Origin of the sequence: Streptomyces racemochromogenes (genome assembly GCF_044129415.1) — a bacterium.
In the GTDB taxonomy this organism is placed as follows: domain Bacteria; phylum Actinomycetota; class Actinomycetes; order Streptomycetales; family Streptomycetaceae; genus Streptomyces; species Streptomyces racemochromogenes_A.
Genome location: NZ_JBBDHD010000014.1, coordinates 39179 through 61617 on the forward strand (window position 1 = coordinate 39179; position 22439 = coordinate 61617).

The 22439-nt window shown below is 71.0% G+C and carries 22 protein-coding genes; 13 read left to right on the forward strand and 9 right to left on the reverse strand.

Features of this window, described 5'->3' with window-relative positions; all coding sequences use genetic code 11:
- Positions 1-21 precede the first annotated feature (21 nt).
- The 3 genes from WDV06_RS08085 to WDV06_RS08095 form a co-directional block, all read right to left on the reverse strand.
- Entirely contained in the window at positions 22-1179 is a 1158-nt protein-coding gene (locus WDV06_RS08085; protein WP_395508949.1) for a lipase family protein, read from the reverse strand.
- Between the two features lie 182 nt (positions 1180-1361).
- Positions 1362-2378, reverse strand: a complete 1017-nt coding sequence (locus tag WDV06_RS08090; RefSeq protein WP_395508950.1) for an AraC family transcriptional regulator — start codon at positions 2376-2378, stop codon at positions 1362-1364.
- Between the two features lie 107 nt (positions 2379-2485).
- Positions 2486-3685, reverse strand: a complete 1200-nt coding sequence (locus tag WDV06_RS08095) for an aminotransferase-like domain-containing protein (RefSeq protein ID WP_395508951.1) — start codon at positions 3683-3685, stop codon at positions 2486-2488.
- Between the two features lie 127 nt (positions 3686-3812).
- Between WDV06_RS08095 and WDV06_RS08100 the strand changes: the two genes are divergently transcribed.
- Positions 3813-4670, forward strand: coding sequence for a hypothetical protein (locus tag WDV06_RS08100; protein WP_395508952.1), 858 nt, complete (start codon positions 3813-3815; stop codon positions 4668-4670).
- A gap of 121 nt (positions 4671-4791) precedes the next feature.
- Here the strand turns inward: WDV06_RS08100 and WDV06_RS08105 are convergent, their stop codons facing one another.
- From WDV06_RS08105 to WDV06_RS08115, 3 genes are all read right to left on the reverse strand, one after another.
- Complete coding sequence (locus tag WDV06_RS08105; protein ID WP_395508953.1) at positions 4792-4995, reverse strand: DUF397 domain-containing protein; 204 nt, start codon at positions 4993-4995, stop codon at positions 4792-4794.
- A gap of 197 nt (positions 4996-5192) precedes the next feature.
- Complete coding sequence (locus WDV06_RS08110) at positions 5193-6077, reverse strand: helix-turn-helix domain-containing protein (protein ID WP_395508954.1); 885 nt, start codon at positions 6075-6077, stop codon at positions 5193-5195.
- A 337-nt stretch (positions 6078-6414) separates the two neighbouring features.
- The gene (locus tag WDV06_RS08115; protein WP_344151142.1) at positions 6415-7155 is read right to left on the reverse strand and encodes a GOLPH3/VPS74 family protein; all 741 of its coding nucleotides are present in this window, start codon (positions 7153-7155) and stop codon (positions 6415-6417) included.
- 185 nt (positions 7156-7340) lie between these two features.
- Between WDV06_RS08115 and WDV06_RS08120 the strand changes: the two genes are divergently transcribed.
- The 4 genes from WDV06_RS08120 to WDV06_RS08135 all read left to right on the forward strand — a co-directional run bounded on the left by WDV06_RS08120 (position 7341) and on the right by WDV06_RS08135 (position 13581).
- Positions 7341-10562: a D-alanyl-D-alanine carboxypeptidase gene (locus WDV06_RS08120; protein WP_395508955.1), complete on the forward strand. Its 3222-nt coding sequence runs from the start codon at positions 7341-7343 to the stop codon at positions 10560-10562.
- 108 nt (positions 10563-10670) lie between these two features.
- Positions 10671-12500 (forward strand): DUF2339 domain-containing protein, encoded by a 1830-nt coding sequence (locus WDV06_RS08125; RefSeq protein WP_395508956.1) that lies wholly within the window; start codon positions 10671-10673, stop codon positions 12498-12500.
- A 79-nt stretch (positions 12501-12579) separates the two neighbouring features.
- Positions 12580-12801, forward strand: a complete 222-nt coding sequence (locus WDV06_RS08130) for a hypothetical protein (RefSeq protein ID WP_395508957.1) — start codon at positions 12580-12582, stop codon at positions 12799-12801.
- Between the two features lie 315 nt (positions 12802-13116).
- Positions 13117-13581, forward strand: coding sequence for a DUF4240 domain-containing protein (locus WDV06_RS08135; RefSeq protein ID WP_395508995.1), 465 nt, complete (start codon positions 13117-13119; stop codon positions 13579-13581).
- A 1-nt stretch (position 13582) separates the two neighbouring features.
- Here WDV06_RS08135 and WDV06_RS08140 read toward each other — a convergent pair whose 3' ends face one another.
- Positions 13583-14338: a GntR family transcriptional regulator gene (locus WDV06_RS08140; protein WP_395508958.1), complete on the reverse strand. Its 756-nt coding sequence runs from the start codon at positions 14336-14338 to the stop codon at positions 13583-13585.
- A 79-nt stretch (positions 14339-14417) separates the two neighbouring features.
- Here WDV06_RS08140 and WDV06_RS08145 point away from each other — a divergent pair, with 79 nt between their 5' ends.
- The 5 genes from WDV06_RS08145 (at position 14418) to WDV06_RS08165 (ending at position 18577) form a co-directional block, all read left to right on the forward strand.
- Positions 14418-14669: a hypothetical protein gene (locus tag WDV06_RS08145; RefSeq protein ID WP_395508959.1), complete on the forward strand. Its 252-nt coding sequence runs from the start codon at positions 14418-14420 to the stop codon at positions 14667-14669.
- A 470-nt stretch (positions 14670-15139) separates the two neighbouring features.
- Positions 15140-15865, forward strand: a complete 726-nt coding sequence (locus tag WDV06_RS08150) for a GntR family transcriptional regulator (protein ID WP_395508960.1) — start codon at positions 15140-15142, stop codon at positions 15863-15865.
- On the forward strand, positions 15862-16203 hold the full coding sequence (locus WDV06_RS08155) for a hypothetical protein (protein ID WP_395508961.1): 342 nt from the start codon (positions 15862-15864) through the stop codon (positions 16201-16203). The genes WDV06_RS08150 and WDV06_RS08155 overlap by 4 nt, the downstream gene beginning before the upstream one ends.
- A 437-nt stretch (positions 16204-16640) precedes the next feature.
- Positions 16641-17633 carry a ParA family protein gene (locus WDV06_RS08160; protein WP_395508962.1) on the forward strand — a complete coding sequence of 331 codons (993 nt, stop codon included), beginning with the start codon at positions 16641-16643 and terminating at the stop codon, positions 17631-17633.
- Entirely contained in the window at positions 17630-18577 is a 948-nt protein-coding gene (locus WDV06_RS08165; RefSeq protein ID WP_395508963.1) for a PIN domain-containing protein, read from the forward strand. Before WDV06_RS08160 ends, WDV06_RS08165 begins: the two co-directional genes overlap by 4 nt.
- A gap of 456 nt (positions 18578-19033) precedes the next feature.
- Here WDV06_RS08165 and WDV06_RS08170 read toward each other — a convergent pair whose 3' ends face one another.
- Positions 19034-19204 carry an e9imm peptide gene (locus tag WDV06_RS08170; RefSeq protein ID WP_395508964.1) on the reverse strand — a complete coding sequence of 57 codons (171 nt, stop codon included), beginning with the start codon at positions 19202-19204 and terminating at the stop codon, positions 19034-19036.
- 35 nt (positions 19205-19239) lie between these two features.
- Positions 19240-19704, reverse strand: a complete 465-nt coding sequence (locus WDV06_RS08175) for an NUDIX hydrolase (protein ID WP_358895752.1) — start codon at positions 19702-19704, stop codon at positions 19240-19242.
- Between the two features lie 18 nt (positions 19705-19722).
- On the opposite strand from WDV06_RS08175, the gene WDV06_RS08180 reads away from it, so the two are divergent.
- From WDV06_RS08180 to WDV06_RS08190, 3 genes are all read left to right on the forward strand, one after another.
- The gene (locus tag WDV06_RS08180; protein ID WP_358895753.1) at positions 19723-20505 is read left to right on the forward strand and encodes a GntR family transcriptional regulator; all 783 of its coding nucleotides are present in this window, start codon (positions 19723-19725) and stop codon (positions 20503-20505) included.
- Between the two features lie 139 nt (positions 20506-20644).
- The gene (locus WDV06_RS08185; protein WP_358895754.1) at positions 20645-20986 is read left to right on the forward strand and encodes an SCO3933 family regulatory protein; all 342 of its coding nucleotides are present in this window, start codon (positions 20645-20647) and stop codon (positions 20984-20986) included.
- Positions 20987-20988: 2 nt separating this feature from the next.
- Positions 20989-22362, forward strand: coding sequence for an FtsK/SpoIIIE domain-containing protein (locus tag WDV06_RS08190; protein ID WP_395508965.1), 1374 nt, complete (start codon positions 20989-20991; stop codon positions 22360-22362).
- Positions 22363-22439: the final 77 nt, after the last annotated feature.

Genomic DNA, 22439 nt, shown 5'->3' on the forward strand with positions numbered 1-22439 from the left:
GGGCGGGGAGCGCGGGAGGGGTCAGCAGTCGGGATGGGTGCGCCGGCCCGCGAAGCGGTCGGCCAGCCAGTCCGCGGCCGCCGGCGAGTGGGTGATCACCCCGCTGACGTGCTCGCCGAGCAGGATCGTGTCGAACTGGAGGTCCGCTCCCCGCGCGCACCAGTCCGCCCGAAGCTGCCGGCCCACCGCGTACGGGATGAGCTCGTCGCCCAGCGCGTGGTACTGGAGCACCGGCGCCGCCGGGGCCGTCCGGCCGAGCCGGCTCTGGTCCAGCCGGGCCTGCCAGTCGGGCTGGGCGAGCGGGTCACGGGTGGTCAGGTCGGAGATCCGCTTGAAGGAGCCGGCGATCGCGTCGATGGCCACGCAGCCCTCCTTCATGCCCTCGACCAGGGCCCGGCCCGCCGGGTTGAGGTAGGAGTCCAGCTTCAGCTCGGGGAAGGCCGCGTCCTGCCCGGCGGCCGCCATGAAGATCAGCCCGGAGCCGAAGGAGCCGTTGTTGGACGCGGCCACCTTCATCAGGTCCGCCGGGACCCCGCCCGTGGCCGTGCCCTTGACCCTCAGCTCAGGCGCGTACGACCCCTGGAGCTCGGCGGCCCAGCCGCCGGCCTGACCGCCCTGCGAGTAGCCCATGATCCCGACCGGGGTGTCCGCCCCCAGCCCCGCCTCCGGCAGCCGGATCGCGGCCCGGGCGGCGTCCAGGACGGCGTGCCCGGCCGAGGGGCCGACGGTGTAGGTGTGCAGGCCCGGGGTGCCGAGCCCCTCGTAGTCGGTGACGGCCACCGCCCAGCCGCGCAGGGTCAGCTGCTGGATCAGGTTGGCCTCCATGGAGGTGCCGTACGGCAGGTTGTCGCTCGGGGCGCAGGAGTCGCCCAGTCCGACCGTCCCGACGGCGTACGTGACCAGCGGGCGCGGTCCGGTGCGGCCGTCCTGCGGGACGATGACGGTGCCGGAGACCACGTTCGACGCGCCGTCGGCGGTGGTCGAGCGGTAGTGGACCTTCCACGCCCGGGTGCCGGTCGGCTGGCCGGGCAGCGGGTGGAAGGCGGAGGGGGCACTGCTGACGATGTCGCCGGGCCGGGGGGCGGAGCCCTGGTCGGCGGCCCGGGCGGCGGCCGGCGCCCAGGCCGAGAGGACCAGGGCGGCGACGGCGGCGGCCAGGGAGGTACGGCGCACAGGCATGGGCGGAACTCCCAACGTCCGTGGGGGGCAGGTGAGCCGACGGTAGTGACCGACCGCTCGGCATGTCGCTGACCGTGCAGCTCACCTTTCCTGACCGCGCCCGCCATCACCCGGACGGCGGAGCCCCACGGATGCGGGAGGGCGACGCCGCGGCCCGCGCGGGCGCCGCCCGGCCGGCCGGGCTACCTGCCCGAGGCGATCCGGTACGCGCCCGGCGTCGTGCCCGTCCAGCGGCGGAACGCGCGGTGGAAGGCGGTGTCCTCGGAGAAGCCCAGCCGGGCGGCGAGTTCGGCGATCGGCTCCCCGCTCTCGGCCAGCCCCGCGATGGCCGCGTCCCGTCGGACCTGGTCCTTCAGCCGCTGGAAGGTGGTCCCCTCCTGCCGGAGCCGGCGCCGCAGGGTCGCCGGGGAGACCGCCAGCCGGGCCGCCACCTCCCCGAGCTCCGGCAGCCCCGGCCCCGGCGCCCCGCGCAGGCCCCGCGCCAGGGAACGGCGCACCTGCTCCGCCACCGTGGTCCCGTACTCGGGGCGCGACAGCAGGTCGAACGGGGCCCGCCGCAGCATGCCGTCCAGCGCCGGCTCGTCGCGCACCAGCGGGGCGGTCAGCCAGTGCGCGTCGAACGCGGCCGCCGTCCGCTCGGCCCCGAACCGCACCGGGCAGTCGAACAGAACCGCGTACTCCGCCCGGTGCGGCGGTGCCGGATAGGCGAAGGAGGCGCCGCTCAGCGGGATGCGCCGGCCCACCATCCAGCTGCTGAGCCGGTGCCAGATCGCCAGCACGCACTCGGACAGGAACCGCTCCTCGTCGCGCCCGAGGTCCCCGTACACGGCGAACCGGGCCTGGTCGCCCTCCACTTCCAGCGCCAGCTCCGGCCCGCCCGGGAACAGCCCGTAGAAGGCCGCCGCCCGCTCCACCGCCGCTCCCAGGTCGCGGCAGCCGACGCAGGCGTAGCACATCATCGCGAAGGTCCCCGGCCGGCTGGGCACCTCCGACAGCCCGAGGAACTCGTCCCGCGTGGTCCGGTACAGCGCCCGGAACAGCCGTGCGAACTGCGCGGGCGTGACCCGCGCCCGGTCGTCGCCCAGCAGCAGCGGCGGGATCTGCGCCTCCTGGAGCAGCGGTACGAGGTCCACGCCGCCGCGCCGCGCCCCCGCGAGCACGGCGCGCACGTGGTGCACGCCGACCGTCCGCCTCCCCATGGCTCCGACGGTAGCCGCCGTGAGCTCCGGGGGCAGCGGGGGTGACGCTTCCGGTCGTGCGGCCGGGGGTCGGCGCAGGCCCGCCACGGCGAGGACGTCACTCGCCCCTACCGCAGGGCCGCCCGGAGCCGGTCCAGGCCGACGGCGATCTCGTCCGGGGTGTGCGTCGTGAAGGACAGCCGCAGGGTGCGCGGGTCCGGGGCGCCGGTGAAGAAGGGGGCGCCGGGGACGTACGCCACGTCGTGGGCGACGGCCGACTTCAGCAGGGCCGTGGCGTCGCAGCCCTCCGGGAGGCGGGCCCAGACGAACATGCCGCCCTGGGGGCGGTTCCACTCCGAGCCCTCCGGGAGCGCCGCGCCGAGGCCGGCCAGGAGGGCGTCGCGGCGGGCCCGGTAGGCCTCGCGGACCCGGGCGACGTGCGCGTCGAGGTCGTGGTCGGCGAGGTAGCGGGCGGCGGCCAGCTGGTCCACCGTCGAGGTGTGCAGGTCGGCCGCCTGCTTCGCGACCACCGCCGCCCGCCGCAGGCCCGCCGGGGCGCGCAGCCAGCCCAGGCGCAGGCCCGGCGCCATCACCTTGGAGAAGCTGCCGATGAGGGCGGTGCGGTCCTCGGCGCCCGGGTGGGCGGCCAGCCAGGGCTCGTGGGCGCCCTCGTAGCGCAGGTCCCCGTACGGGTCGTCCTCCACCAGCCACAGCCCGAGGCGGGCCGCGGTCCGTGCCACCTCCGCGCGGCGCGCGCCGGGCAGGGTGCGGCCCGTCGGGTTCTGGAAGGTCGGGACGGTGTAGAGCAGCTTGGGGCGCTCGCGGGCGGTGATCTCGGCGAGGGCGTCGGGCAGCAGCCCCTCCTCGTCGCAGGGGACGGGTATGACGCGGGCCCCGGCCATCCCGAAGCACTGGAGGGCCGCCAGGTAGGTGGGGTTCTCGACGAGGACGGTGTCGCCGGGCTCCACGAGGGTGGCGGTGATCAGGGTCAGGGCCTGCTGGGAGCCGGTGGTGATCAGGACGTCGTCCGCCGTGGTCGCCAGCCCGCGCGCGCCCGCCCGGGCGGCGACGGCCGCGCGCAGTTCCGGGGCGCCCTCGGTGGTGGAGTACTGGAGCGCGCGGGCGGCGGACGAGGCCCCGGTGAGGGCGCTGTCGTAGGCGGCGCGCAGCCCGGCGGTGTCGAAGAGCTCGGGGGCCGGCAGCCCGCCGGCGAAGGAGATCACCCCGGGGCGTTCGGTGAGCGCGAGGATCTCCCGTACGGGCGAACCGCCCACCGCGCGGGCGCGGGCGGCGAAGGCGGGCAGGGGGGCGGGACCGGCAGGGGACACGGGAGCTCCTTCGGGTGGCGGGTGGCCGCAGCCTAGCCAGGAAAGGTGCAGACGACACCTACCATTTCGAGGTGTGAACAGCCGCCGCCCCCTCCCGAACTGACGAGCCATCAGTTACACCGGTGCCATGACGAGCAGACACGAGCGGGATCCAGAGGACACCCGGGCCGGGGACTACGCCGAACTGGCGGCCGTCGGCCCGTACGGGGTCCGCCCCGGCCACGCCCTGATCACCATGGTCGAACCGCATCCGGGACACGAGTACGCGTACAACCGCTGGTACGAGGACGACCACTACTACGCGGGCGCGATGGCCATGCCCTGGATGTACGCGGGCCGCCGCTGGGTGGCCACCCGCGCACTCCAGGAGCTGCGCTACCCGGAGAAGTCGGCGGTGGCCCAGCCGGTGACGGCCGGCTGCTACCTGTCGACGTACTGGGTGACCGAGGGCCGCTACGACGAGCACATGAAGTGGACCGTCGGGATCAACAAGCGGCTCAACCGCGACGGCCGCGTCTACCAGGACCGTACGCACGTCTTCACCGCCTTCCAGGACCACGCGGCCACCGTCTACCGCGACGGGGCCGCAGGCCCCCGCGACTACCACGCCCTGGACCACCCCTACGCCGGGCTGGTCCTCCAGGTCGTCGACGCCGAGGGTCCCGAGCGGCGCGCGGAGCTGCTGGAGTGGCTGCGCTCCTGGGCCCTGCCGCGCCGGCTGCACGGCTCGCCGGCGGCGATGGTGACCGTCTTCCGGCCGACGCCGCTGCCGGGGGACCGGATGACCTACGTCAAGCAGGTCGAGGGGGTCGACAGCCGCCTCACCCTGCTGTGGTTCCTGGAGGCCGACCCGCGCGACTGCTGGGACCGCTTCCAGGGGCTGGACACGGAGGTCGCGGAGTCGGGGCTGGGGCGGGTGGAGCTGGTGGCCCCGTTCGTCCCGACCGTGCCGGGGACGGACCGGTACGTGGACCAGCTGCGCTGATCCCGGGCGCCGTACGGGGAGGGGGCCGGCCGTGCGTCCGTACGCGGACATGGCCGAGCCCCCTCGGCCAGGACGGCGGACCGGTCGAGAGGGCTCCAGTCAGGGGTGCGCGTCGACGGGCTCAGGCGAGCCGGCCCTCGACGACATCGGTCACGAAGGAGGTCCAGGAGCGGGGGGCGAAGGTGATCGACGGACCGTCCTGCACCTTGGAGTCGCGGACCGCGATCGCCTCGGTGACGGGGGACTTGACCTCGACGCAGGCGCCGTTTCCGCCGGAGTAGGAGGACTTGGTCCAGTTTTCGGTGCCGCCCTGACGAATGCCCATGGTTCTTCTCCGGTTCAGAGAGTGGTTCCGGGAGTTCCCGGCTGCGCGCCGGCACCATTTCCCGGGCCGACGTGATCGACGCTACCGGCAGCTCCCGATGGGAGAAGCAGGCATTCACTCGACCGGGTGGCATATTCCATTCAGGCCTTCTGTGGCCGGGGATCGACGGTGTACCGTGCCGGACCCCCGCCACCTCGCTACTTCGCCAGCTTCGCGTAGTCGTCGATGATCCCCGAGATGAACTGCCGGGTCTGTTCCACATTGAGGGCCTGGGCGCGAAGGTGCTCGTACATGACGCTGTATTTCTGTACGTCGTTCGCCTTCTCCAGGTACAAATCGCTCGTGACGCCCTCGATGTAGACCACCGTCGAGTCCGACGCGTCCGGGAATTCCAGAATCGCGTACTGGCCGTTCACGCCCGGATGGGCACCCATCGTGAACGGCATCACCTGCACGGTGATGTACGGCTGCTGCGACTGCTCTATCAGGAACTGCAACTGGCGGATCATCAACTGGGGGTCGCCCACGTGCCGGCGCAGCACCGCCTCGTCGATCACCGCCCACAGGCGCAGCGGTCCGACCTCCGCGTTGTTGTTGTCCGTCTCGGACAGCCGCTTCTGGCGGTGCATCCGGACCTGGACGCGCTTCTCCACGTCTGCGGGCGCCGTCTCCGGCAGCGCGCCGCGGATCAGCGCCTGGGCGTACTCGGGGGTCTGGAGCAGGCCCGGGACCATCTGGGGCTCGTACGTGCGCAGGCTGGCCGCGTCGGTCTCCAGGCCGATGTAGACGCTGTACGGGATGTCGCCGAAGGCGTGCCACCAGCCCTGCTGGCGGGAGTCCTTGGCCATCTGCATGAGCGAGTCCACCAGCCGGGGGTCCTCCACCTCGTACACCTCGCACAGGTCGCGGACGTCGCGCTGGCTGATGGAACGGCGGCCGTTCTCCAGCCTGCTGATCTTCGACTGGGAGACGAGGAGGCGCTCGGCGACCTGCTCGGCCGTCATGCCCTTGTCCTCGCGCAGCTTGCGCAACTCCATGCCCAGTCGGCGGCGTCGGACGGTGGGATTGACATTGGACGCCACGGGATCGGCACCTCCGCCTTCTTCGGTAGCTGTCTGTGCGTGTCTGCTGGTGAGCAGACTGCCACCGAAGGGTGCGACGGCGCTGGGGAACGGCGCGGAAAAGCGGACACGCGGGGCGGCGGGACCGGTTCTCCGGCCCCGCCGCCCCGCGTGCGGCGGCTCGCGTACCGGATTCTCTGGGGATGACCGGTCGCGGAGGTGGATCGTTTTCCCGCTGGTGGACCAAGGGGTGTGCGCGGGCCGTGCGGTGGTGCCGGTCGTGCGGGTGGTGTCGGTGGTGCAGGTCGTACGGGTGGCGCCGGTGGTACGGGTGGCGCCGGTGGTGCGCGCCGTGCGGTCAGTGCGCGGCCGCGCGGGCCATCGCACCCGTCCGGCGCGGCTGGAGCGGTACGCCGCCCGCCGTGGCCCGGACGGCCGGTTGCGGTGCCGGAGCACGGTCGCGGCGCGGCTGTGCGGCCACGCCGTTCTGGACGTCCATCACGGCGTGCGCCACGAGACCGCCCATGGGGTCGTGCCGGATCAGGTCCCGCAGCCGGGACCTGGACGAACGCCCCTCGTTGCCGGGGTACAGGTGCTTGCCGAGTCCGACCGCGTGGGCCAGTGCGGCGAGCGCCGCGGTCCGCGGGTCCGGCGGTACGCCGGTGCGGATCGCACTGTCGAGCCGGGCACGGATCTCCCGGCTGATCGCCGTGTCGGTCGCCTGGTAGCGAGTCGTCGGCAGCACCCCGCACATCTGGCCCGCGACGGCATGCACCATGCCGCAGCGCTCCAGGTGCGCGAGGTAAATCTGGCGGAGCCCCAGCCGGGGTCCGCCGATCCAGTGGACGGCCCGTACCGGGCTGCCGCGCCTGCGCAGCAGTTCCAGTGCGGAGTCCAGAGTCGGATCTCCTGTCGGCCGTGGCATCACCACGGCGATACGATCCCCGTCAGGGGCTATCCGTCCTGCCAGAGCCAGCTCCACTAGCTGTGCCCCGGCCAGGCCGAGGTCGAGCGACTGCGGCTGCGCCGTGGTACCCGTGGCCGGGTCCAGGGCGAGCAGCAGAAGCTCCTCTGGAATTGTTCTGCGGCTCCTGCCCATCCATGCCTCCCCGCGTGGATGAGTGACAGGGTGACGCCTCTCACATTCATCTGTCGAGAGCGCCTGGACGCTTTGTGGGGGAACCAGTAGCTATGTCGTTCTCGTCTAGCGGGTGGGCGAGGCCCCCGAGACGGGACACTGTTAGACGGTTCGGACAGTGGCCGGACGGCGATCGAGGAGGAACGGTGGCGGGCGAGTCCCCCGACAAGTCGGTAAGTGAAGGAGCGTCGGGGGCGGCGAAGTCCTCAGGGGCCGGGCAGCAGGACCCGAGGGTCTCGGTCTTCCAGCCGCGCGTCCCGCTGAAGGACGCGGTGACGCCGCGCCCGGTTCCCGGCGACGCCGTGGACGGTCCGGAGGACCGGGTCCAGGACGCGGGCCGGGGTCCCCAGGGTGTGGACGCCGACGGGCGGTCCCCCCGTCGGGTGGAACCCGGTCCGTCGGCGGCGAAGTCCGCGGCGGTCCGTCAGGGTTCCGTTTCCGAAGGCTCCGAGGACTCCGAGGACTCCGAGGGCTCCGAGAAGGCCGGCGAGAGCTCCGGCGCGGCGGACGGCGGCTCCGGCGCGGAGGCCGACGGCTCCGGCGCGGAGGCCGACGGCGGGAAGCCGTCCGGGCCGGACGCGCGCGGCTCCGAGCGCACCGCCGTCTTCCGCACCGTCAGGGCGGGCTCCGCTGCGGCGGAATCCGACCGGGACGCCGACGCCAAGCCGGGTTCCGGTTCCGCTTCGGCCGATGACAGGAAGTCCGGCGGGGGTTCGCGTACCACTGCCTTCGGAGTCGTCACCTCGGACCCCGCACCGGAGCCGGCCACCGGCTCCGACTCCGCTTCCGGTCGCGCCGACCGGGCCGCGGGCACGGACCGGTCCGCCTCCGCGGACAACGGGAAGCGGTCCGGCGAGCCGGGTTCCGCCACGGCCCCGGCCGAGTCGGAGCGCACGGCCGTCTTCCGCACCCTCACGCCGTCCTCCGCCGCGAAGGCGGCCGACGAGGACCGTCCGGCGGATGCCGAGCCGGGTTCCGCTTCCGCGCGCCCGGCAGGGGGTTCGCGGAACACCGGGTCCGGGGGCGCGACCTCCGGGTCCGCCCCGCGGGACTCCGGCTCCGCCGGGTCCGAGCGCACGGCCGTCTTCCGTGCCGTGAAGCCCGGTTCCGCTCCGGTGGACGCGGACGCCGACGAGGCGGCCGCGGCCGGGCCGGGGCGGCCCGCTGCCCGGGATCCGCGGGCCGCGAAGCAGGATCCGGCCTCCGCGGACGCCGGAAAGAAGGCTCCCGCAGAGGACGAGCCGGATTCCGCCGGACCGTCGGCGGAGCCGGACGAGCGCACCGCCGTCTTCCGCGCCCTCAGGCCCGGCTCGGCCGCGGCGGACTCCCGCCGGGACGCCGGCGCGGACCGCCCCGCCGGCGCCAAGCCGGGTTCCGGTTCTGCTCCCGCCGCGTCCGCACAGCCCGCCGGGCCGTCCGAGGACTCCGAGCGCACCGCCGTCTTCCGCGCCGCGAAGCCGGGTTCGGCGCCGGCGAAGGCCGGGGAGGAGGACCCGGCGGACGCGTCCGGGTCCGAAGCCGGGTCCGACAAGCGCACGGCCGTCTTCCGTACCGTCAAGCCGGGGACCCGTCCGGCGGACGGCGGCAGGGCCGTGCCCGGAAAGCCCGCCGGGACGGCGAAGCCCGCCGCGCGGGACCCGCGTGCCGCCGGGCCGTCCGAGGACTCGGAGCGCACCGCCGTCTTCCGCGCCGTCAAGCCGGGTACCGCCCCGGCCGGCGCCTCCGGCAAGGACGCCGCGCCCGGCAAGGACGCCGCGCCCGGCAAGGACGCCTCCGGCAAGGACGCCGCGCCCGCAAAGGACGCCGCCGGCAAGCCCGGCGCGCCCGGCAAGGAGGCCGAAGCCGGCCACCCGGGCGCCGCCGCGAAGCCCGCCGCCGGCAAGCCCGCCGCCGACAAGCCCGCCGCCGACAAGCCCGCGCCCGGGCAGAAGGCGGCCCCGGCCCCCGAGGCCCGCGTCAGCACCTTCGTCCCGCTGCGCGGCGAAGGCCGGCCGGCCCCGGCCGCGCCCAAGCCCGACCCCGCCACCGCCCCCACCGTGCGCGGGCTGGACCCCAGCGAGCGCACCACGCAGCAGCCGCTGCCGCCCCGGCCGCCGCTCGACATGCTGGCGGACCTCACCAACAACCCGCCGCCGCCGCCCAGCCCGATGCGGACGGTCGTACGGCGGGTCAAGATCTACGCGCCGCTCGTGGTGCTGCTGGCCGTCATCCTGGCCGTCGTGCAGCTGGTGCGCCCGCTGCCCGCGCCGAAGCTGGTCCTGACGGCGAAGTCGCAGTACACCTTCCCCGGCGGGGCTCCCGACCTGCCGTGGCCCTCGGAGGGCCAGGCGTCCATGGCCGCCGCCGGCCTCGGCACGATCGGCTCGTCCGGCGAGCAGAAGCCCGTGCCGATCGCCAGTGTCACCAAGTCGATGACGGCGTACATCATCATGCGCGACCACCCCTTCAAGAAGGGGGAGAAGGGCGCGATGATCGACGTCGACAAGACCGCCGAGACCGAGGGCCAGAAGGACAAGTCCGACAACGAGTCCACCCTCAACACGGTCAAGGAGGGTGACAAGATCTCCGAGTACGACGCGATCGCCGCCCTCATGATCCCGTCGGCCAACAACATCGCGCGGCTGCTGGCGCGCTGGGACTCCGGCTCCCAGGAGGCGTTCGTCAAGAAGATGAACGACACCGCCAGGCAGCTCGGCATGACGAACACGACCTACACCGACCCCTCGGGCCTGGACGCGACCACCGTCAGCACCGCCGAGGACCAGGTCAAGCTGGGTCTGAAGATCGTCGAGATGGACGCGCTGACGGACATCACCCGCAAGCCCTCCTGGACCGACCAGACCGGCAAGCCCTGGCGGAACTGGAACAGTCTGGTGCCGTACAACGAGTCCCTCGGCATCAAGACCGGTACGACCACCAAGGCCGGCGGAAACCTCCTCTTCGCCGCCTACAAGAAGGTCGGCGACACCAACCAGCTGATCGTCGGCGCGGTCCTCGGCCAGCACAAGCCGCCGATCATCGACACGGTCGTCGCGGTGAGCAAGAACCTCCTCGTCGCCACCCAGAAGTCGCTGGAAGGCGCGCCCGTCGTCAAGAAGGGCGACGTCGTCGGCTACGTGGACGACGGCGTCGGCGGCCGGACCAAGGTCGTCGCCACCGCGGACGTGCAGGCGGTCGGCTGGTCCTCGCTGACCGTCGACATCAAGCTCGGCGACGGAGGCACCAAGATCCCCGAGGCGGCGAAGGCCGGCACGGCGGTCGGCGTGCTGACCGTCGGCGACGGGGCCAGTCAGGTGAAGGTGCCGGTGGCGCTCCAGTCGGAGCTGGCCTCGCCGGGCATCGGCAGCAAGCTGACCCGTATCGGCTGATACGGGTCGGCGGCGCGGCGCGGCGCCCCGGGCGACCCCGGGGCGCCGCGCCGCGTCCAGGGAGCCGGTACGGGACGGTCGTGCCGTGCCGGAAAGAGAGCGTCGGTCGTGACCACAGCTGAGCAGCACAAGCCCGGACCCCGGGTGCCCGGGCAGAGGCGGCACCAGCCCGCCGGGGGCCCGGTGGGCGGTCCCCTGGGCTGGGCGCACCGCCACCCCGTGCCGGTCGCCGCCGCGGTGGCGGCCGCCCTGCACGTCGTCTGGTTCTTCTGCTTCGCCAACAGCGGCGGGGACCTCGCCGCGCAGGACGCGTGGGCGGAGTTCGTCGGCCGGCACCCCGACACGGCGTACAACCTCGCCTGGTACGGGGGGATGCACCCGGTCTCGTACAGCGTCGTGTCCCCGTACGTCATGCACGTGCTGGGCGTCCGGACCACGATGATGATCGCCGGGACCTGCTCGGCGGCGCTCCTCGCCCTGGTCCTGACCCGCTGCCGGGGTGCCGTCCGGCGCCCCCTGTGGCCCGCGCTGGCGGGGGTCTACGGGCTGTTCTGCAACGCCCTCTCGGGCCGGGTCACCTTCGGGCTCGGCACCCTGTTCGCGCTGGGGGCGGTCGCCGCGGTCTTCTGCTGGCCCCGCAAGTGGGCCCGGCGGCGCTGGGCCAAGGGCGCCGTGGCCGCGCCGCTGGCGGGGCTGGCGACCGCCGCGAGCCCGGTCGCGGGGCTGTTCCTCGGGGTGGTCGCGGCCGCGCTGTTCCTCAGTGGGCGGCGGCCGGGCGCGTACGCGCTGGGGCTGGCCCCGGCGGCGGTGGTCGGACTGTCGGCGTGGCTGTTCCCGTTCTCCGGGACGCAGCCGATGAAGATCGGCTCGGCCTGGCTGCCCTTCGTCTTCGGCCTGGCGATCGCCTTCCTCGTGCCCAAGCGGTGGAAGACGGTCCGGATCGCCGCCGCCGTCTACGCCCTCGGGGTGTTCCTGACCTGGGTGATCGACTCCCAGATCGGTTCGAACGTCACCCGCCTGGTCATGCTCTTCGGCGGGGCGGTGCTGCTCGCGGCCGTCCCGCACACGGTTCCGCGCACCCGGCGCCGGTACGCGGTGCTGCTGGCCTTCGTCGGCATCAACGTCTGGATCACCACCAACAGCATCACCGACATCGTCCGCACCACCCCCGTGGCCGCCTGGAACCGCGAGCTGGCCCCGCTGGTCGACCAGCTCCAGAAGGCCGGCGCCGACCGCGGCCGGGTCGAGGTGGTCCCGGCCAGCAGCCACCGCGAATCGTCGGCCTTCCCGGCGTACGTGAACCTGGCGCGCGGCTGGAACCGCCAGGCCGACCTGGAGCGCAACCCGCTCTTCTACGACGACACCCTCACCGCCGAGAGCTACCGGGACTGGCTGGAGCGCTGGGCCGTGCACTACGTGGTGCTGCCCGCCGACACACCCGACTCGGGCGGGGAGGCCGAGGCCGAGCTGCTGCGCGGGGGGCTGCCGTACCTGCGGCAGATCTGGGGCGACGCGAACTGGCGCCTCTTCCAGGTGGACGATCCCGCGAGCCTGGTGACCGGGCCGGCGCGGGTGGTGCGGGCGGGCGCGGACCAGCTGGTCCTCGACGTCTCGGCGCCCGGACGGGTGCTGGTGCGGATCCCGCACTCGCCCTGGCTGGGGCTGGTGGACGGCGCGGGGAAGGCCGTGGAGCCGCCGCAGGAGACCCCGGCGTCTAAGGCGCGGGGCGCGGCGGGGTCGAAGGCGCCGAAGGAGTACGTCAACACCGCCGGCTGCCTGTCCAAGGCGGCCGCCGACGGTGTGGGCGACGTGTGGACGGAGCTGCTGGCCCCGGCGCCGGGCGAGTACCGCATCGCGGCGAAGTACCAGCTCCCGCGGGGCACGCCCTGCCCGGAGGAGCTGCTGCGGGTGCCCGTTCCACCCCATCCGGGTGCATAGGTCGGCATATCTGCATACCATCCCATTAACCGGATCGACCCGATTGGTTGCTTGGCTTCCCGAGGGAGTTGACGACGGGATGAGCAAAGAGCAGAAGCAGGACGTCCAGGCCGCGGTCGCCAAGGCGGTGGAGCGGCTCCAGCTGCAGGCACGGCGCGACCAGGGCCACGGCCCCGGGCACGGCTTCGAGGGCCCCCTCCGCACGAAGGTGAAGGGCGGGGCGCACACGAAGCCGGACCTGAAACGGGCCGGAACCCCGCAGGGCGACCGCATCGGCGAACGCAGCCGCGGCCTGAGCTGACACGGCCCTCCACGCCCAGCCCTCCCCTCCCCGGGAGGGCTCTCCACCTCTCGCCCCGAAACCTCCCCGGCCCCGTTGCCGCCGGCCGGCACAGTCAAACGGCCCGGACCATGATCGGTCCGGGCCGTTTTCCCGTGTGCCCCCGGCAGGATTCGAACCTGCGACACCCGCTTTAGGAGAGCGGTCGCGCGGTCCGGATCGGGAGAAGGCCGGTACTGACGGCTACCGCGCACAGCCGGGTACGAACGCAGCCGTCCGCCGTCGTTGATGTCAGCCATGGATGTCAGACCTCCCTGACATCCTGCGCGCGTGACAATGACATGGGACGACTTCTGGGCACTGATAGCCACCCTGCACGGAGAGGCGACGGCGGAGCGCTGCGAGCGCCTCGCGGAGGAGCTGAGCCGCCGCCCCGTCGCAGACATCGTCGGCTTCGCGGAGCGCCATGCGGAGGCCCTCTACCGCTTGGACCAGGAGTTCGGCACCCTTCCGGTGATCGACCTGACGGCTCGGTTCGGCAGCCCGTTCCCCCAGTCGTCCGACGTGTTCCTGTACGCCCGCTGCGCCGTGGTGGCGGCGGGCCGGGCCGTGTGGGAGAGCGTCTTCTTCGACGCCGAGAAGTTCGCCCCGTACACCTCCAGCGAACGCGACGGCGAATGGCTCCTGTACGTGCCGGACAAGGCGTACGAGCTGGCCACCGGCAACGAGTGGGACCGCCGGACCCGCTACTGCTTCGAGAGCTACTCCAACCGGGACGGCTGGCCGCACCTGCGGGACTGAGCTACCGCTTGATGGGGATCTCGTAGACGACCTCGCACAGCGCTGCGGGGATGACGACGTCCGCCGTCTCCACGGGCCGGCCCTGGTCGCTGTAGTACGTCCGCCGGATATGGGTGACCAGCGCGCCCTTCTGGATCCCGAGGAGCGACGCCTCGTCGGCGCTCGCGTGCCGCGGCTCGGGCTGCTCGACGGCGTGGCTGACCGTGACACCGATCTCGGCCATCCGGTTCACGACGCCGACCCCGGCGTGGGGCCCACCCTCCGGGAGCACGACGAGGGTGCCGGCAGTGAGCTCGTACGGCTCCCAGCTCGTCGACAGCTGCACGGGCCGGCCGTCGGCGAGGAACTCGTAGACCGTCCGCACGCACAGATCGCCTTCGCCGATACCGAGCCGCGTGGCGATCTCCGCCGGGGCAGGCACCTTCGCCTCGGTCCGGCTCTCCCAGTGCCCCTGCTTCCCCAGGGCGTGCATGTCCGCCCGGAACGGGGAGCCGCCCGGCTGCTCACGCGCCGACGACCGGACCACACGTACCCGCCGACGGGGCTCGGCCACGTAGGTGCCCGAACCGGCCCGACCCTCCAGCACACCCTGCGAGATCAGCAGCTCCTGCGCCCTGCGGACCACGTTCTCGCCGACGCCGCACTCCTCGGCGATCTGGGCGCGGGAGGGGAGCCGATCGCCGGCCGTCCACTCCTGGTCCGCGATCCGCTGGCGCAGGACGTCGGCGATGCGGAGATACGGCGGCTTCTCAGGCATGTGGAAAATCTAGTCCACTAGCTCTAATCTAGTTAACTAGCTTCACTCAACGTGAGTGTTCCGCAACGGAGGCCGACCTGTGCCCGCTTCGGAAGCACGGGCCGAGGACCTCGCCGCCCGACTGTCGGCCCTTGGGCTGACCACGCGTGTGAAGCAGCACGCGACCTACACGTCAGTCGAGGCGGAGGTGCCGGAAACGCTGCCCGAAGCAACGTGGCGGGAGGTCCTGGAGGTGCTGACGCGCGCCGACCGGTTCGGGCTCCTCGCCGGCAGCTCGACCGGCCGCATCCTCTGGGCCGCCGTGCGCAAAGAGGCCGGCCATCAGCGATAGGAGCTGATCAGCGTGTTCCACCGTACGAGCCCCACCGCACAGCCGAGGAGGCGCACCCATGCCTGCTAACCGGCACCCGTCGACAGGGCACACGAGAACGCCCGCCTACCGGTCGGCCTCATGCGCGATCGGCACACACCACGAATGCGCCCACTCGTCGCCGGCCAAGGCCCCGATCGGCGTCCCCATCATCTACGAAGCGTGTGACTGCCCCTGCCACCCGGCAGCCAAGCCCCCGGAGGCACAGCAGTGAGAGGCTGGTCCCCTACTGGTGCACTCGCACTCACCATCGAAATCACCTCGCTCACCGTTCGGCGCGGCGACGTCATCCAGATCGGCGGCCGAGCGTGCCGGGTCACCGATCTCGTCCAGTTACCTGGCGGCGCGAAGAGGCTGTTCTTCGAGTCGGGCGAGGTGCTGACCCTCCACGCCCGGAGCCGGCTCGTCGCCCTCCGGATGACGAGGAGTTGGTGATCCGCGCCGTGCCTTCCCGCCGCAACTCCATCGCCGACGACCTCCGCCGCCAGATCACGGCGGGCCACCTCAAGCCCGGCGAACGCCTCCCCTCGGAGGCCAAGCTCGCCGCCCATTACACGGTCAGCACGCCCACGCTGCGGAACGCGCTCGCGCTCCTCCAGGGCGAAGGCCTGGTGGAGAAGATCCACGGCAGCGGCAACTTCGTCCGCCACCCCCGGCGCAGGACCACGTACACCGGCGGCCGACCCTCGGCCTGGACCACGCCCCCCGCGCCCCTCCGATCAACGGTCCACGCCAGACACCTCCGGGCCCACTCCCCCCTGACCACGCTCCTCAACGTGGCCCCCGGCACCCCACTCACCGAAGTCCTCTGCATCACCCACGAGGACCGGTCGCCGCACAGCCTGTCCCGCATCTACATCCCTCGCGACCTTGCACCGCCCAAGCTGCCGGCCCTTGCCGACATGGCGACCCACCTGACCGAACTCCCCTCGCCCCTGGCCGAAGTCCGGGAGACGGCCCGCTCCCGCCTCCCCACCCACGAAGAAGCGACCACCCTCCGGATCAGCGCATCGCTGGCGGTCCTCTCGATCACCCGAGTAGCGATCGACACCACCGGCCGCGTGGTCGAGGCGGCCCTCCTCGTCTACCCCGGCGACAGAGCGGACGCCCTCTTCATCACCAACTACCCGCCGGAAGAGAGGCCCCCAAGCCCATGACCGAGCACACCCAACTCCGTCTTCTCCCTTGGTCGGGCCCCGAAGGAAAGCCCTGCTTCCTCAGCACCGACGACGCCAACAGCCACCTCTCCCGCCTGGCCGACAACACGGAGGAGATACAGCTCGGCCTGGGCGCCGAACTCCTGGACCACGCACACGAGGTACTCGCCGCCCCCGAGGCAGACCCGGAGGAACTCCACCTCCTGGCCACAGACCTCACGAGCGCCCTCCACGCCGCAATCCGAGTAGCCAACAGCCGAGGCCACCGCCTCCCCCACGCCACCCTCGCCGACCCTGAAGAGCCCTCCACATCCCTCCATCTGTCAGCGCTGCATTAGCAGCAGCCCTCCTCAACCGGCGGCAGAGCGGCCCCAAGAACCCCACAGGGCCGCTCTGCTGTCGTGCGCATACGGTTCGGGAGGAGGCCCCGTGAGCCTCGCGTGTTTCTGCAGCTCGGGAGCTTGCATGCTCCACGAAATCCCCCACCGGTCCACGCATAGGCCGTGCGCCTTCTTAGCTGCGGCGGGGGAAGGGCAGCTTGCCACTGTCGAACGAGAGTCCACGGTCGTCCTCCCGGGTTGCCGAAGCGCATCGATGAGCTCTCTACCGCAGACCAGAGCGATCGGACGGTGGTCCTCGTGCACCTCTTCCTGCAGAGGCTCAGTGGTGTGAATCCGCCCCCTTGCGGCCAGTTGGCCTAGTACGATCATCAAAGCGCCGTCAGAGGTGGGTCGCCGCGAGCAGGCTTACCTTTACCCATTATAGGGAGTGACCCTTGAAGCTGATCTCATTCTTCAATCACAAAGGCGGCGTCGGGAAGACGACTCTTGTTTACAATATCGGTCTCGCCCTGGCGGCCAAAGGGAAAAGGGTAGCCTTTCTCGATCTAGATGCGCAGGCGAACCTGACCGCTGCGGCACTCTCCCCGACTCGGATTGTCGACGGATGGAGCAAAGGAAACACGGTCTGGAAGTGCGTTAAGCCAGTCGTGGACCGCTCCGGAGAACTGGAAATTATCGAGCTCGCACAGATTCGAGACACCGCCTGGATCCTCCCCGGAGACATCAGGCTGAGCGAGTTCGAAGAAGTCTGCCCGCAGGGATGGACCGAAGCTCTAGCAGGTAATGCGGGCGGTTTCCGGGTAAGCGCTACCATTCACCGACTCGCACAGCTCGCAGGAGCGCAAGTCTCCGCCGATTACGTTTTGGCAGACCTGGGCCCTAACGTTGGAGCCATGAACCGAACGGCCCTGCTGGCCTCGGATGGCTTCGTTATTCCGATGGCGCCCGATCTGTTCTCCATTACGGCACTCCCTAGTGTAGGCAAGAGTACTTCACTGTGGGTTGAGGAGTGGCGAGCGGCGAAGGGGTCGGCAGAGAGGCGCGAAATTTCCCTGAACTTCCCCCTTCCGCTCGGAGAGCCTTCTCCCCTCGGATACATCAGCCAGCAATTCACGACTTATCGTCAGGCCCCGGCGGCGGCATATAAGCAATGGATTGATCGAATGCCAAGTGAATATGAACGTGGCGTCGCCGCGCCGTTGAAAAAGGCTGGAGTGTCTGTGCCCGCCGGGGATCCGCACATTGGCGAAGTTCGTAACCTTTCAAGCTTGATCCCAATGGCGCAAAAGTCGCAGAGTGCGGTATTTGAGCTGAGTGGCACCGAAGCGCGAGGGTCCCAGTACACCCGCGCCCGAGACACTTTTACTCTCTTCGACAACCTGGCGGCCAGCATCCTGGGGCGACTGGAGGGGGAACCTAGCCAGTGATCCTCCTCGATACAAATGTTTTTCCTCGAACTGGCCGACTTCGGAATGTCTTGATGTCCGCTGTCTTAAAGGTCGCCGCACATCGAGGGATCCGGGTGGGAATATCTGACATTGTGCTTGAGGAGTCGATAAATGCCCGAGGCCAGGCCGTCGACGACGCAACGCAGAAACTCCAGGAAGCGCTAAGTCAGGCATCCAAGCTGATGCAGTTGGAGTCTCTCTACATTCCCGACCGTCGCCACGTTATGGACGAGTGGCGTAGGGAATTGACTGAGGCGTTCGAGGTCCTGACCACAAGAGGAGAAGATGCGCTAGAGGCGTTGCGCCGGGAGGCGGCTAGGGAGCTCCCGGCGAGGCTGGGAAAGGGGGCCAGGGATAGCGCTATCTGGCTGTGCACACTCAGGTGTGCAGCCGCACTTGGCGAAGCCGTGCACTTCGTATCAGACAATCGCGAGGACTTTGCCGATCCCGCGAACGGAGGATCTCTTCATCCGCAACTTATGGATGAGTGCGCCCGGACTGGCGTAGTCGTCATTTACCACCGCAACCTAGATTCGCTGCTCTCCTCCTTGTCGAGTCGCTCGAATCACGAACCGTCAATCGATCAATTCGATGGACCGGAGATGGGCGCCCTGCTGAATGACAGGCTGATGGAAAGTGAGGATTTCCGGAACGCCCTTTCAGTGATAGACGGGGGCGGTGCGCGCTTCTTTGAGTGTAGACCCCTTGCAATTAGAAGGATCAAGTCGTACGTCGTGGATGGCGAGATCCTGGTGCTTGCAGATCTACGTGTTTGTGTGGACGTCACCGCGTTTGAGGAACCTGCCGTTTCAGGGTCCTACGTTGTTCCGGTCCAAGCGTGGGTGGTCTGCGAGTCTGAAGGGGATGTATCGGACTTGTCGGTGGAGAGCGTCGGTGAACTTGCCCTATCGGCAGCGGACTAGGCACTGCACTAATCTGTAAGGACCCACCAGCTGTCATCCCGTCTGCCGTCGACCCACACGTATGTGGAGCGGGCGCGGGTCGTGGCGTCCAGGTGGAGCGCCCTGCTGGACGTACGACCTGGACGCCAGGACTCGCGCCTGCTCGGCTTGCCTGGGTCGACGGCAGGCGGGATGACAGCCCCACCGCAACCACGAACCCGCCGGCAGACGCAGGACGGGCCCCGTCCATCCCGGAGCCTGAGCGCCCCCGCCGGAGGCATTCGTTCTGACCGGCAGTCGGCGGATCGGCTTGGTTCACCCCATCGAGCCTTGAGCCACAGTGGCGCGCGGCCGGCGGGCCGGGCCAGGAGCGGGGCGGAGACAGGAGCGCAGGCCCGGGGCGGCGGGCGCGCGACGCCGCCTTGGCGGCGGAAGCGCCCTTGATGAAGTAGGGAAACTCTTACCGCGCCGACTGGTTCAGAGTGCGAAGGGCTCGTAAGCCATGGCTCGGTCCACGATCTTCTCGGCGCTCAGTTCGGGGTCGAAGTCCCAGTAGATGTAGTCGCTGATGTGGGGGCACCCGAGTCCTGCTTTGAGGGTGGTCAGGGCTGTGTCGGCTTCGGACTCGTCGGTGATGCTGCCGTCCATGAGGCGGGCGACAAGGGCTACCGCTTCTTCGCGGTTCACGCCGTGAGGAGCTGGCGGCCGTCGTGGCTGCGGACGTGGGGGCCCGCTTCGTCCAGGGCATCCAGGAGGCGGATCGCGTAGACCTCGGACATCTGCGCGGAGACCTCCTCCGGGGTGAGCCACGCGACCGCGGTCGATTCCTCCGAGGTGCGTTCCGTGCCACCGGTCGGCGTGCAGCGGAAGACCAGGGCCACGATGCCGCGGGTGGTGTTCTTGTAGACCCCCGTCAGGTCGTTGACCTCGACCTCGATGCCCGTCTCTTCCAGGACCTCGCGGCGGACGCCGGCCTCCGGGGATTCGGTGAGTTCGAGCACTCCGCCCGGCAGTTCCCAAGTCCCGTTGTCCGCGCGGCGGATTGCCAGGAGTCGGCCGTCCTCGCGCAGTACGGCCCCGGCTACGGACACGGAGTGCAGTGGCGTTGACTTGACCTGCGGGGAACCCGTACTCATGTACAGGAGCATAGGAGGAAGAGAAGGACTATGGGAACCGCAGTGGGAGGTGGGCGAGGGGCTGTGCCGCGCTACGTGCAGATCGCCGACGACATCGTGCAGCAGATCCGGGCGGGCGCGCTCAAGGCCGGGGACATGGTGCCGAGCGAAGCCGAGCTGGTGGAGCGCTACGGCGTCGCCGGCGGGACGGTACGCAAGGCCATGGTCGAGGTGCGGGCCAGCGGGCTCGTCGAGACCCGGCACGGCAAGGGGTCCATCGTGAAGGCCCGGCCGCCGGTACGGCACCGGTCCTCGGACCGCTTTCGGCGTACCCATCGCCAGGAGGGCAGGGCCGCGTACCTCGCCGAGTCGGCGCAGTCCGGGGCCGAGGCCAAGGTGAGCGTGCTGTTCATCGGGCCCATGGAGGCGCCGGAGGGGATCGCGGAGCGGCTCGGGGTGACCGCAGGGACGCAGGTGCTCGCTCGCCGCCGGCTGTACTTCCGGAACGGGACTCCCGTCGAGACGGCTACCTCGTACTTGCCGTGGGACGTCGTGAAGGACATCCCGGAGCTGTTCGCCGAGAACCCTGGACCCGGCGGGATCTACGCCCGGCTGGAGGACCACGGCCACGTCTTCGCCGAGTACGTGGAGACGCTTCAGGCCCGGCCGGCCGCCAAGGCCGAAGCGACGGAGCTGTCGTTGACGCCCGGCGCCCCCGTGGTGCACCTGCTGCGGGACGCGGTCACCACGGAAGGCCGTGTGGTCGAGGTCTGCGACACCCTCATGGCCGCTGACCAGTTCGTCTTCGAGTACCGGATCCCCGCGCGCGACTGACGTCCACTCAACTCCTCACAGCCCGCCGCGAGTTTCTCTTCGCGGCGGGTTGACTCATGTATAGGAGTCGGGCACTCTTCTTCATGTCACTCCTATACAGGAGTGGCGGAGTCGTACCTCTGTAGAGGAGTGATCTGCTGTGCGTCAGATTCCCGTCGACACCAACGCCGCGACCGTGATGGTCGCCCAGCCCCCGCAGCTCAAGATGCGCGACAAGAAGACCGGTCAGGTCGCCGTCGACGCCGAGACCGGCCACAACCTGATGACCGTCGACGTGCTGTTCGTGATGAACGGGAACGCCGAGGTGGTCTCCGTGACCGTGGCGGAGCCCGACATCTCCGGTGAGCTGACCATGGGCACCCCCGTGGCCCTGACCGGCCTGGTCGCCCGCCCCTGGGAGAACGAGTTCAACGGCCAGAAGCGGCACGGGCTCAGCTTCCGCGCCGTCGCCGTCACCTCCCTCGCCGCCAAGGCGGGTTGAGCATGAGCGCCTTATGGCTCACGCCCGGCGTGGTCCTGGTCGCCGTACTCGTTCTGCGCCGGCTGCGACCCACCTGGTACTGGATGGCCTTCGGGGTCACCTTCGCGGCGATCCGCGTCCTGGTCCGCTATCGCTCGGTGATGGACGCCTGTGGGCTCACGGTCCCGCCCTCCCGCTGGCGACTGGCGCTCGCCCGGATGGCCAACCGCCCGGTTCCCGAACCCCGTTCCCCGCGCATCCTGCGGCTGCGGCCCACCGCGACCGGTCTGGTCCTCAGGCTGAAGCTCCGGCCCGGTCAGGACGCGTTCGACTTCTCCGCCTCCTCCGACCGGCTACGGCACTCCTTCGCCCTCCACAACGTTGTCTCCCGGGAGATCCGCTCCGGTGTGGTCGAGCTGCGGATGACCGGCTACGACGTCCTCAAGCGGGTACGCATGCCGCCGGCCGAACCCGAAACCGAACCCGGTGCGGCACTCCGGATCCCGGTGGCCCTGCGGGAGGACGGGGAGGTCCACCACCGGGACTACCGGGAGGTCCCGCACGCCCTGAACGTCGGCGCGACCAAGTCAGGGAAGTCCGTCTACCAACGCACCCTCGTCGTCGGCCTCGCGCCGCGCAACGTCGCGCTCGTCGGCATCGACTGCAAGAACGGCGTCGAACTCTCCCCGCTGGCCGCGCGGTTCACCGCCCTGGCGGACAACCCCGGCGAGGCTGCCGAACTGCTCGACGCACTTGTCGCCTACATGGGACGGGTCTACGAGCTGATCCGGGCCGAACAGCGGATCAGCGTCGGCCTGCCGGACGCGGAGATCACCGCCGACATCTGGGACCTTCCCGCGCACCTGCGCCCCGTTCCCGTCGTGCTCCTGGTGGACGAGGTCGCGGAGCTCGCCCTCGCCGCGAACAAGGCGGAGGAAGCCCGCCGGGACCAGATCGTCACGAACCTGGTCCGCCTCTCCCAGCTCGGCCGCGCCGCGGGCATCCACCTGGCGGTCTGCGGACAGCGCTTCGGCTCCGAACTCGGCAAGGGCATCACCATGCTCCGCGCCCAGCTCACCGGCCGTACCGCCCACCGCGTCAACGACGAGACCTCGGCGAACATGGCCTTCGGGGACATCTCCCCGGACGCCGTCCTCGCCGCCGTCCAGATCGACAAGGACCGCCCCGGCACCGCCGTGGCCGGTGACTCCTCCGGCGGCTGGTCCCGGATCCGGGCCCCGCACACCACGCTCCGCAAGGCCGTGGACATCTGCAACGCCCACGCGCACCGCACCCCGGAGATCCCGGAGCTGGCACCCTTCCGGCCCCAGCTGCCGGCCCGCGTCCTGGTCGGCGAGGTCCACCCGCCCAAGCCCGCGGCAGCAAGCGCCTTCTAAGCGCTTGGCCCACCCCCGGTCGGCGCGGCCCATCGCGCCACGTCCCTACCCCACCCATGCCTGAAAGGAGGTGAACA